Origin of the sequence: Rhodopirellula sp. JB055 (genome assembly GCF_043100905.1) — a bacterium.
In the GTDB taxonomy this organism is placed as follows: Bacteria; Planctomycetota; Planctomycetia; order Pirellulales; family Pirellulaceae; genus Rhodopirellula.
This window is the reverse complement of record NZ_JBICHO010000405.1, coordinates 1-11,772: the sequence shown is the minus strand read 5'-3', so window position 1 is coordinate 11,772 and position 11,772 is coordinate 1. Positions and strand designations below refer to the sequence as shown.

5 protein-coding genes are annotated in these 11,772 nt (G+C 56.5%); 4 read left to right on the top strand and 1 reads right to left on the bottom strand.

All coding sequences use genetic code 11. From position 1 onward, the window contains the following. Positions 1-674: 674 nt before the first annotated feature. The gene (locus tag ACF8AM_RS15845; protein WP_392556565.1) at positions 675-1,811 is read right to left on the bottom strand and encodes a transaldolase family protein; all 1,137 of its coding nucleotides are present in this window, start codon (positions 1,809-1,811) and stop codon (positions 675-677) included. A gap of 542 nt (positions 1,812-2,353) precedes the next feature. On the opposite strand from ACF8AM_RS15845, the gene ACF8AM_RS15840 reads away from it, so the two are divergent. The 4 genes from ACF8AM_RS15840 to ACF8AM_RS15825 form a co-directional block, all read left to right on the top strand. Further along, a complete protein-coding gene (locus tag ACF8AM_RS15840; protein WP_392556564.1) occupies positions 2,354-6,286 on the top strand; it encodes an RND family transporter in 3,933 nt (1,310 codons plus the stop codon). Between the two features lie 211 nt (positions 6,287-6,497). Then, positions 6,498-8,870 (top strand): RND family transporter, encoded by a 2,373-nt coding sequence (locus ACF8AM_RS15835; protein ID WP_392556563.1) that lies wholly within the window; start codon positions 6,498-6,500, stop codon positions 8,868-8,870. 74 nt (positions 8,871-8,944) lie between these two features. Next, positions 8,945-10,867: a sulfatase gene (locus ACF8AM_RS15830; protein WP_392556562.1), complete on the top strand. Its 1,923-nt coding sequence runs from the start codon at positions 8,945-8,947 to the stop codon at positions 10,865-10,867. Positions 10,868-10,895: 28 nt separating this feature from the next. Then, positions 10,896-11,772: aminotransferase class I/II-fold pyridoxal phosphate-dependent enzyme (locus ACF8AM_RS15825; protein WP_392556561.1), on the top strand; the 877-nt coding region annotated here is incomplete at its 3' end.

The window sequence follows — 11,772 nt, the reverse complement described above, 5'->3', positions numbered from 1 at the left end:
GTCGAACCGCACCTTTCGGTGCCGCCGACCTACATCGCCGCTCGTCCAGATGAGAACGGTCGCTTGGTCACGGAACTGGAAGACGATGTTCTGCAGCGTGCGATTGAGCATCTGGGTCAATCAGCCCACTGATCGAGACGCGTTCGTCTCTACCACGTGTCGTCAGAGACGAAGCAATCAAGACGATCCCCGTCCGAACCGCGAAGCGGTGACGTTCGCGAGTGGTGCGACACAGCTAAAAGGCAGGGTCGATTGTAGTGGATGAGGCGACGAGTCCTTGGATTGGGCGCCAGTCCAGGACTCGTCGCCTCGTCCACTGCCCTAAGAATAGGTCGTGACAGACCACCCATCACAACCCGAAGCATGAGTTTTCAAGTTGCGCTTTCGCGTGAGGCATTGGGTTTTTCATAACCCGACGCGTCAGCGAGGCGAAGTCAACATCGTTTTTCCCTCGCTGACGCTTCGGGTTATGAGAAAAGCTGACGCTTCGGGTTTTAAGAAAAGCTGACGCTTCGGGTTTGAGGAAAACGCAACTTCAAAAGTTGCGTGAGCGAGGGACTCCCCCCCACTCCCATGACGGCCCCATCCGGGGCGAACCCCAGACGCCAGCCACCATCGATCTTTCGAACGTCGCTCGGCGACAACCAGACATGGGTTGCGCCCCCGGCCAGAAGTTAGGCTTGCTTGGTCAACTCTTCTCGCTTCGCAGCGATGATGGCCAGCAGTTCGCGTTGTGGTTTGACGAATTTATCGACCCCTTCGTCCATCAAGAACTTGTGCATCGATTTGATGTCTAGCGCGGCATCAATTTCATCTTGGACCGCTTGCGATGGCATGTCGTCCACTTCCCGCGTGAACAATTTGCCGCTGGCGTCGACGGCTTCGTTGGTCGAAGGCGGATTGGTTTGGATATCGCTGCCCGCCAGAGCGGCGACGTACTTCCATGGTGGATCGTCTTTGCTCTTCGTTCCTGTGCTGGCGAAGATCAGTTCTTGTTCCAGCTTCAAATTTTTGTCCGCCCAGAAGCTTTGATTTTCTTTCCAGATGCGTTTTGCATTCAGGATGCCGACTTGTCCTTGAGCTTCGGGCGACAGGTTCGGCAATTCCTTTTGGGTGTAGACATCAATCCGTGAGATGAAAATGCTGTAGACCGATTTGAATTGGTCGAGCGAACGGGTGCCGGATTCAGCCGCGCGTTGAGCGCCTTTCCAAACGGCTTCGCGTGCGGCGTGGTATTGGTCGCCGGTGAACATCAACGTCACATTCAGAGTGATCCCGGCGGCAGCCAGTTCTTCCAGCGCGAGCAAACCGGCTTCTGTGGCGGGAACCTTGATCATGCGATTGGTGTGTCCCGCCGCCCATTGTTTGCCCAATTCGATGTAGCGGGCAGCGATGTCAGAAGGCGAAAGATTCTGGTCCGGATCTTCCAAGATTGGATCGAGCTCGAAACTGACCCAGCCCGCGTTGCCGGCGGTGGATTCGTGGATGGCGGCGAATTTCTTTTCGGCGTCTGAAACCAATTCGTCGGTCAGAGCCCAGGCGATGGACTCATCATCCAACCCTTCGCTGAGCAGGGCGTCAATTCGTTCGTCGAATCCGCCCGCAGCGACGATGCCCGAGATAATCGCAGGGTTGCTGGTCGCACCAACCGCCCCCCATTTGAGGTTCTGGTCAATTTCGGAAGGTTCAACCGAGTCCAAGTACAGTTTGGTGCCGGAGTCGATCAGGGATTGGAGGGATGCAGACATCAGTTCACTTCGTAGGGTTCGGATAGACAAGTGTGATTCGCGAAACCGCGAACAAAACGGCATTTTCAAAGGGAGCGAGGGCTGAACGCGAGCGAGCAACGATTCCGCTTTTGCAGTCGACACTGACCGGTGAGCCATGCGTTTCGCCCTCGGATTCATCTTCGCGTCTGGGGCGAAAGCGAAAACGCGAGTTCAACGGTCTGGTTCGCTGTGTCCAGCCGATTAGGCTGTTTGAACAATTAGAATGCATCTGGTCCGGTTTGTGGGGGTGGGGCAAAGCGTCGCTGGCGGATTTCGGGCGGATGACCGGTACCTCGAAGCATCCTGGGTTAGAAACTTCCCAGTTTTGCTAACCCTCTCAATTGTCGGACAACAACTGAAACGTTTGGCCGGGACAATCGCATTGACGTGGACCATCTGCCAATCGCTCGATAGCTTACTGGTTTGACCGTCATGGGCGGCAGGGAGGTCGTTGACAGCGACCGATGCTGGCGGCAAAACGAGATTGAGATTCGTCTTTCTTTCGCAACACCTACGAACCTTTCACCAGTCCAATCGAAGCCGGCCCGGCGGGACATCTCTTCATCTCATATTCGGAATCCTCGATGACCGCAGATTCAACCAAGCCGTCGTTCCTAGAGCGGCCTGGCCCGTGGGGACTGAGCGTGGCTTTGTTGATCCTCATGGGATTCTTCTTTTTCATGCCATCGGCGTTCCGTGCCGCTCGGATGGGTTTGAAAAACAAAGAGAACGATGTCAAAGATTGGTTGCCGAGCGACTTTCCCGAGACGGCGGAACTGGACTGGTTCGCGGATCACTTTGCAGGCGAAAGTTTCGTCCTGTTGACCTGGGAAGGCTGCAACGTCGGTGACCAACGACTGCGACTACTCGAAGACAAACTGCTGCACGAATCCGCGAATTATCGCGAGCAGTTGGCGGCGGAAGAAGCTTGGGGCGAAAATGCATTGTCGCTCGCCGAGATTCAAACACGGGTCCGGGCTCGTGAACTCGGCGAGGAACTGGAGTTGCTGCCGCCCGGTCAAGACCTGACGGATTGGGGTGGCAAAAACGAAAAGTGGTTGGCCTCCGCGGACGGCACGTGGTACTACATCACTCCCGAGGGCAAACTGTTCCGCTGGGAAGAGTCGATGAACGGCCCAGCAGCCCTGGTTCGGAAAGTGAAGAAATCGCTGGGCAACTATGAGCTGCAAGGGCAGTTCGTGACCGCGTTTGGCGATCCATCCACGGACGAACGAATCAACCCGTTTTACAACGACCCGATGTTGTTGTGCGCTCCGTTGTTCCAAACCGTTCAGACGGGAGCCACCATCGCGGAGGAGCTAGCAGCCGAAGGAGGTCCGCTTTGGCCGATCGATCTGACGGACGTGACCAAGAAACCGATCGTGGCAAAGCGTCTGGCGATGGAGCGTCTGACCGGCACTCTGTTCGCTCCCGCTGTGCCACATGAGTTTGCGTGGACGCCCGAGGCGTTCGTCGAAGCCTTGCCAGAAGGCCGCCGCGATGGCTTGCCAGACGATGCACCAGAGCGGATCGAACGAACGCTCGATCGCTTTGTTGCGGAACGTTTGGATGGCGAGCGAGACCAACTCCCCGCTTCGCTCACGCAGACACAAACCGACGCTTGGTACGCGGTCTATGATTCGTTGGGCGTTGAACCGCCACCACGTCTGACATGTTTGTTGGTCACCCTGACTGATTTGGCGAAGGACAACCTGGCATTCGCCGTCGGTCGCGGGACGTTGGGTATGCCGCAAGGTCGATTGTTGCAACTGGCTCATCAATCCGGGATTCAGCCCCCGCTTCCGCCCAGCAGTGCTCCACCGCCGTTCAACCGTGAACCGCCTGAATCGCTCGGCGGGATGCCTCCCTTGCGAATGGGTGGTCCTCCGATCGACAACATCGCGATCGACGAGGAAGGCACGATCACTCTGGTTCGTTTGGTCGGCTACTGCATTTTGGTCGGCGTGTTGCTTTCATATTTCTGCTTCCGCAGTTTGAAAGTCACGATCATGTTGTTTGTCGTCGGCGGTTCCGCGGCGATGCTCAGCATGTCGATGGTGGGTTGGACGGGCGGCCGAGTCGATGCGATTTTGATGTCGATGCCGTCCCTGGTTTATGTGCTGGGATTGTCCGGTTCGATTCACGTCATCAACTATTACCGCGATGAAGTCCGGTTCCGCGGACGACGTGGTGCGGCCACGCGAGCGCTCATGCATGCGGCGCTGCCGTGTTCGCTGGCGGCACTGACCACCGCGATTGGTCTGGCGTCGCTGTTCACCAGCAACTTGAAACCGATCAGCAACTTTGGGTTGTATTCAGCGATTGGTGTGATTTCGACTTTGGGGATTCTATTCAGCTACCTCCCCGCGGCACTTGAGACGTTTTCGCCTCAGTTTGGGCAAGACAAATCCGAAGAACGCAAACGATTGGCCGCTGCCAAGAGTCGCGACAAATCGGCGGACGCGGATTCCACCAACGAGTCCCAACCCGCGAAAGGAGCGATTTCTGGCGAGTTGGAATTGGCCGCGTGGTGGGCAGGTGTCGGACGCTGGATCACCAGCCATCATGCCCTGGTCAGTGTGGGATGCATCGCTGGTTTGGCAATGGCGTCGCTGGGATTGTTCAAGATCACCACGTCGGTCCAGTTGCTGAAATTGTTTGATCCCCAAGCTCGAATTCTTCGCGATTACGCTTGGCTGGAAGACCACTTTGGCAACTTGGTTCCGATGGAGATTGTGGTTCGCATGCCACCTGAGATCCAGCGTCCAGAACGCTTGGCGTCGGCCACCACCGAAGAAGAAATTGAAGACCAAGAACGATTGTCGGACCCAATTTCACTGAGTTTGCTGGAACGTATTGAAGCCGTCGCTCGCATCCGCAAAGTCGTCACCCGCTCCCTTGGCGAGGAAGGTATCGCGAAGGTTGGGCAAGCGTCGAGCATGGACACCTTCATCGCTCCACTGCCCGATGTCAGCAACGGTTGGAGCAACACCCGGTCTCAATTCAACAGCCGCCTAAACGATTCCCGTGACGAACTGCTGCAAAGCGATTACGTCAAAGTCGAAAAGAATGGGCCGCTAAAAGACAGCGAGTTATGGCGTTTGAGTTTGCGGGTCAGTGCGCTTTCCGATGTCGATTACGGATTGTTCATCAACGAATTGAAAGACGCCGTCGACCCGGTCGTGCAAGCCTATCGCGTTCGAGCCAAGTTGCTGCGTGAGTTGCAACAACCCGATGGCACGCAGATCCCGAAAGCCAAGGTGTTGGTGCTCGGTGCCCAGAACGTGTTGGGGTTGGACAACGCCGATTTGGTGACCACGGACGAGGAAAGCGGCGAACGCATTGTCGACCAACGGGCTGTGTTCCTGGCAACGCTGCGTGAATTGTTGGGCAACGAGCGGATTCGTCAAAGCTGGATTGATCCCGATGCAGAAGACGCGATCGCGAAACCCAGTGATGAAAATTGGGACCGGCGAATCGCTGCCGCAGATGTGGTCATCGATTTGGCGGGTTTGCACTTCCAGTCATCGACTGGCGAATCAATCGCCACTGAACCACCCGCGGAATCCATCGCAGAGGGCGCCACACGGTTGATCTCCGCGACCGAAGTGATTTCGCGGCCAATCCCAAAACACATTCTGACACTGGACAAAGTCGCTGACGGACAACCCGATCGCCTGCCAGTGTTCGAACTGGACGAACCCGCCACGCCTCAGGTGATTTACACGGGCGTCGTCCCAGTGGTCTACAAGGCCCAGCGGACTCTGTTGGGCAGTTTGGTCGAATCGATCTTGCTGGCGTTTGTGTTGATCGGCTTCGTGATGATCGTGTTGCTCAATCCAGGCTCGTTCCCGACGAATTGGCTGGCACCTGCAAATCTTCGTGCTGGTTTTGCTGCGGGTGCGGTTTCGATGATTCCCAACGTTTTTCCGGTGTTGCTGGTGTTTGGCATCATGGGGCACCTTCGAACGGCCGTCGACATCGGCACGATGATGACCGCGAGTGTTGCAATGGGGGTTGCCGTCGACGACACGATTCACTTTTTGACGTGGTTCCGGCAATTTCTAGAAGAAGGCAAATCTCGCAAAGACGCTGTCATTGAGACCTATCGCCGAGTGGGTCCCGCGATGACACAAACCACCATCGTGGGCGGATTAGGCCTGTTCATTTTTGCAATGTCGACGTTCACTCCCACCCAGCGTTTTGGAACGTTGATGCTGGTGATGTTGGCAGCGGCGTTGATCGGTGACTTGATCTTGTTGCCCGCCCTGTTGGCTGGACCGCTTGGAAAAGTCTTCAAACCGAGGCTCGACCACATGGGAAAGCCCGCGTTTGATCCCGGCCAATCGTTGGCGGGGACCAACCCATCGCTGCCTGGCGAACAGGTGGCGTCGGAGGAACCTGTTGCCACGGAAAACCGCCGTGATGGGATCGTGGTGACAGAGGACACTCCCGTGTTGAAGGTCCACAAACCGCCAACACGCACGGAATCCAACCACCCGTCCAACACCGGCTGAGCAACGGGTGGTCAATGGCGGCCGTATTCGAACGCCGAGATCAACGAACAGGCAAAATTGCGAAAGTTTGCCGGACGAACTGATTGAAAGACTCGTCCGCTTTCGTTCTGCTCGCTGACAGTGCATTGCCAGGCAATTACGAGTCGCCAACCCAGGTCGATTTCGATACGCTCGGTTCTCATTCTGTTTCGAACTGATCGACCATCTCAACATGCCTTTGAAATCCCTGGGTGACCAAGCGACGACCTATCGCGTGCGATTTTGCATCGGCCTTTTGGCGGTTTGCATTCTCGGGCCTCTAGCGGCACGCGATTCTGCGCGAGCTTTGTCGACCATGTACAACGCTCCCGCACTGTGGTTGCCTGAGGACATGCCGGTTCGGAAGCAGTACGACGACTTCTCCAAACTCTTTCAAGGACAAGACGTCCTGATGATCGGTTGGGACGGCGCGAAGATCGGATCCGAACAAGTCGACGAGGTCGCAGAAGCGTTGCTACCACTGACCCAATCGACACCGGAACGCCCGGCACACCTTGCCAGCATCAGTTCCGGGCAACGGGTGTACGATGTCTTAACAAGTCCCCCGACCAGCTTTTCCGACCGCGCCACGCGAGCCCGATTGAAAGGCTCGTTGATCGGCGAAGACGGTGAACAAACCATCGTCCTGGCAACCTTCACCGAGCAGGGGAATCTCGATCGGCAGAACGTATTGGCGGAGGTCCGTCAGATCGTTTCGGAACGCATCGGTGTTCCCGAAGATCAGATCTACACCGCCGGCCCACCCACCGATGGTGCGTTGGTCGATGGAGAAGCTCAAGCTTCGATCGATCGATTCACACTGCCCTCCGTCATTGTGGGGGCGCTGATCTGTGTGTTCTGCCTGCGTTCGATCGTGTTGACGGCGATCATCATCATCGTCGCGGTCATCGGGCAAGGCATGTCCCTGTCGATGGTGTTGTACTCGGGCATCGAGATGAACGCGATTTTGATCGTGTTGCCACCGCTTGTGTTTGTGTTGACTGCCAGCGCTGGCATTCACCTGTGCAACTACTATCGCGATGCGATGTGCAGCGATCCGACGATTGATCCCACGGCGGCGACACGACAAGCCATGCAGGCGGGAATTTTGCCGTGCTGGTTGGCTGCCACGACGACCATCATTGGACTGGGGTCACTCGGGTTGGTACGACTGGTGCCCGTCAGTGCATTCGGCTTCATCGCCGCTGGATCAGTTTTTGGCACGCTGTTGCTGTTGCTGTTGTTGTTGCCCGGTGCGATGCAGTGGCACGGCAAACGACACCGCGACAAGCACCATGCCGCACTCGCCAAAGCCCGGAAAGACCAAGCCGACGAGATCGAAGACGATCCATTGCCGGTTGAGAAATGGCGATCTCAAATCGGACACGCCTGGGAAGCCTTCGCGGCACAGTTCATGCGATTCCCAATTGTTGTCGTTGCCTTTTTCTCGCTCATCACCGCCTTCGCCGCGTCGGGATTGCCTCAACTGACCACGTCGGTCAACATCCCACGCATGTTCCCAGAGAACAGTCGCATTCGAACGGATTACGCTTGGTTCGAAGAGCACATTGGCCCGACCATCAATGCTGAAGTGGTTGTTCAGTTCGCACCGGATTCGATGCCCGACGCCGTCGATCGGTTCCGCTTGGTTCGCGATGTTGACAACCATCTCCGGTCCACCGAATTGGTTGGTGGAGTGTTTTCCGCACGCTCATTTTTGCCCAGCCCACCGTCCAAGAAGAGCCGCTCGATTCGCTCGACTGTCTTGGAGGCGAACATTCGAAAGCAATTGGAAGACCCTGACTCTTCGCTTCAAGACGCCGGGTACATCGCCACCGACAAACAAGGCAACCAATTGTGGCGGATCAGTTTCCGATTCCCGTTTGATGAATCGATCGACTACCGCACCGAGTTCCAACGCGTGCAAGCGGAAGTCATTCCGATCCTGGAAGAAGCGGGCGACGGCATCACACCGCAATTCACCGGTGGCGTGCCGATGACGACCGAATCGCAAGACGTGTTGCTGCAAGACTTGTTTCGCAGTTTCCTTGCCGCCTTTGGAATCGTCGCAGTGATCATGATGCTGTTACTGCGAAGCTTCACCGGCGGTTTGGTCGCGATGTTCCCCAACCTGTTTCCTACGATCACCTTGTTTGGAACGATGGGGTTGCTCGAAACACCGTTGGATATTGGCTCGGTGATGACTGCCAGTGTTGCCTTGGGGATTGCGGTCGACGGTACAATTCACTTTTTGACCAAGTTTCAAAACCAGTCCCGGCAAGGCAAATCGCGGATGCAGGCGTCTCTCGCCGCACTTCACAAATGCGGGCCGGCGATGTGGCAAACCACCGCCGTGTGTGCCATCTCGCCGCTGGTTTACGGGCTGTCGGATTTCCAACCAACTCAGCGTTTCGCGTTCATGATGTTCGGTTTGTTACTGGCCGCATTGGTCGGTGATGTGTTGCTGTTGCCCGCCCTGCTCGCGTCCCCGCTGGGGCGATTCCTGACGCCGAAATCAACCAGGGCAAATCCCGCTGCGGGCAACGCACAAACGACAACACGCTGATTCACGTTCGGTTAGGATGGGTGGCCACGGGTTGTTCCCCCACAATCTCCCGCCTCTCTCAAAGAATTTCCCTGATGCTGAAATTTTGGATTGCCGCTGCTTGGGTCGGCTGTTGGTTCGTTACTCCCGCGATGTTCGCGGACGCTTCCGCCGCCGATTCGAAGCCCTTGCCCCCGCCGAACATTCTCTGGTTGACCAGCGAAGACAACGGCCCCCAACTGGGCTGCTACGGCGACGAATACGCTGACACTCCCAACCTGGACAAATTGGCGACCCGCTCGCTTCGCTACAACAAGTGTTGGTCCAACGCCCCCGTGTGCGCACCGGCACGGACGACTTTGATTTCGGGCATGTATGCGACCAGTTTAGGTGGCGAGCACATGCGAAGTGGCGTGCAAATGCCCAGCGACTTTCAGTACTACCCCGCCGTCCTGCGGAAAGCCGGCTACTTCTGCACGAACAATTCAAAAACGGACTACAACTTTGCCACTCCGGCCGCCATCAAGACGTGGCACGAGTGCGACGGGAAAGCTCACTTCCGCCACCGTGAGCGAGAGGACCAGCCATTTTTCTCGGTCTTCAACTTCACGATCAGCCACGAAAGCAAGATTCGGAACAAGCACACGTTGGTTCATGATCCCGACAAAGCTCCCGTGCCGGCGTATCAACCCAACGTCCATACGGTCCGCCGCGACTGGGCCCAGTACTACGATCGCTTGACCGAGATGGACGCGATGTGTGGCAAGATCCTTCGTCAACTGGAAGAAGACGGGCTGACGGATTCGACCATCGTCTTCTACTACGGAGACCACGGCAGCGGCATGCCTCGCAGCAAGCGTTGGCCGTACAACTCCGGTTTGCATGTCCCGTTCTTGTTGCATGTCCCCGAAAAATACAAACACCTCGCCCCCGCCGACTACAAATCCGGTGAGACCACCGACCGAATGGTCAGCTTTGTGGACATGGGACCAACCGCGATCAGCCTGGCGGGTGCGGAATTGCCGGACATGATGCAAGGCGTGCCTTTCGCCGGTCCACTCAACGGTGACTCGAAACAATACTTGTTTGGCTATCGCGGACGCATGGACGAACGAGTCGACATGGTCCGCAGTTGTACCGACGGACGTTACGTTTACATTCGCCACTTCCATCCTGAGCGGATTTACTTCGCCTACATCGATTACATGTTCCAAACGCCGACCACCAAGGTTTGGCAACAAATGTTTGACGCGGGTGAGCTGAACGAGATTCAAGCCAAGGTCTGGAAAGTCAAACCGCTTGAGGAACTGTTCGATTTGCAGGCCGACCCCGACGAAGTCAATAACTTGGTATCGGACCCCGCGCATGCGAACCAATTGAATTCCATGCGGGGAGCGCTCCGCGACTGGATGAAATCAACCACCGATTTGGGTGTCGTCCCAGAGGCCGAGATGCATCGATTGGCAGGCAAGCAGCCGCCTGTGCAATGGGCTCAATCCAGTGGACTGGATTGGAATCACTTGGTCGACATGGCTTGGAACACAACCACGTCATGGAATGATCTGGACGACGAGAAACTGCAAGAACTGCAGACACTCTGCAGCAGTTCATCCAGTGTCGATCGTTACTGGGGCGTTCGAGGTTTAACGCTTGCAATCTTGTCGCCGCACCAAAAACTGGACGCAGACAAACTCGCCGTCGCACTGAAGACGCTCGATCCGATCGCTTCAAAGGACGAATCACCGATCGTCCGAGCAGCCGCCAGCGAAGGTTTGCTGGTCGCAGGAAACAACTCCCAACGAACCCAGGCGAAACAGAATTTGGTGATGCTTGCCGACGTTGACAACGAAGGACACTTCGTGGCAATGACGGCGTTGAACTTGATCGACAATCACCGCCAAACGATCGACTGGAACGTGCGACCACTTCTTAAAAATCTTCCGACAAAAGGCAGCGATCCTCCGGTACGAGCTGATAAGTATGTGCTGAGTCTGCTCCAATACCTGTTAGCGAAATAGGACGCTTTCTTACGACAGGAATTCACTGATGTCACTTCAACCGCTTCACGATCGTTTGAACTCAATCGCCCAAGAAGGTCGCACACGGAAGTTGCATAGCCGGAAAGTCGAAGGTGTTCACGTTGTCGAAGCGGATGGACGTCGCTTGATGAACTTCGGTGGCAATGATTACCTCGGTGTCATTGCCGACGAAACGCGTGGATGTGATCTGCAAGCCAACCATGCGACTCACGGTGCCTCGGCGAGTGCCCTTGTTTGCGGTTGGACACCGCGACACGAAGCTCTCGCGCGAAGCATCGCCGATCTTGAATTGGCGGAAGCCGCCGTGATCTTTCCTTCCGGCTACGCGGCGTGCTCAGGGACGTTGGCAACCCTTCCAACCGAAGGCGATTTGATCCTCAGCGATGAGCTCAATCACGCATCGTTGATCGACGGATGCCGTTTGTCCAAAGCCGAACGCGTGATCTACCCGCACCGCGATCTGGACTTCGTCGAGCATGTGTTGAGTGACCGAAGCAGCAAAGGCGGGTTGACCTGGATTGTCACCGATGGTGTCTTCAGCATGGATGGCGACGTGGCGCCGCTGCCACAACTGGTCGAGTTGGCAGAACGCTTTGGTGCCCATTTGATAGTCGACGAAGCCCATGGCACCGGTGTGCTGGGTTCGCGTGGCGGCGGTCTCTGCGATGCATACGGAGTGGCGGATCGCGTGAGCGTTCGCATCGGAACGCTTAGTAAAGCGATTGGACATCAAGGTGGTTTTGTCGCGGGCCCCCAAGTTGTGATCGACACCTTGGTCAATGCCTGTCGCTCCCTGATCTTCAGCACCGCATTGTCGCCCATCGTGGCCGAAGGCGCCCACCGAGTCGTTAAGCGACTACCAATTTTGGAACAACGCCCAGACC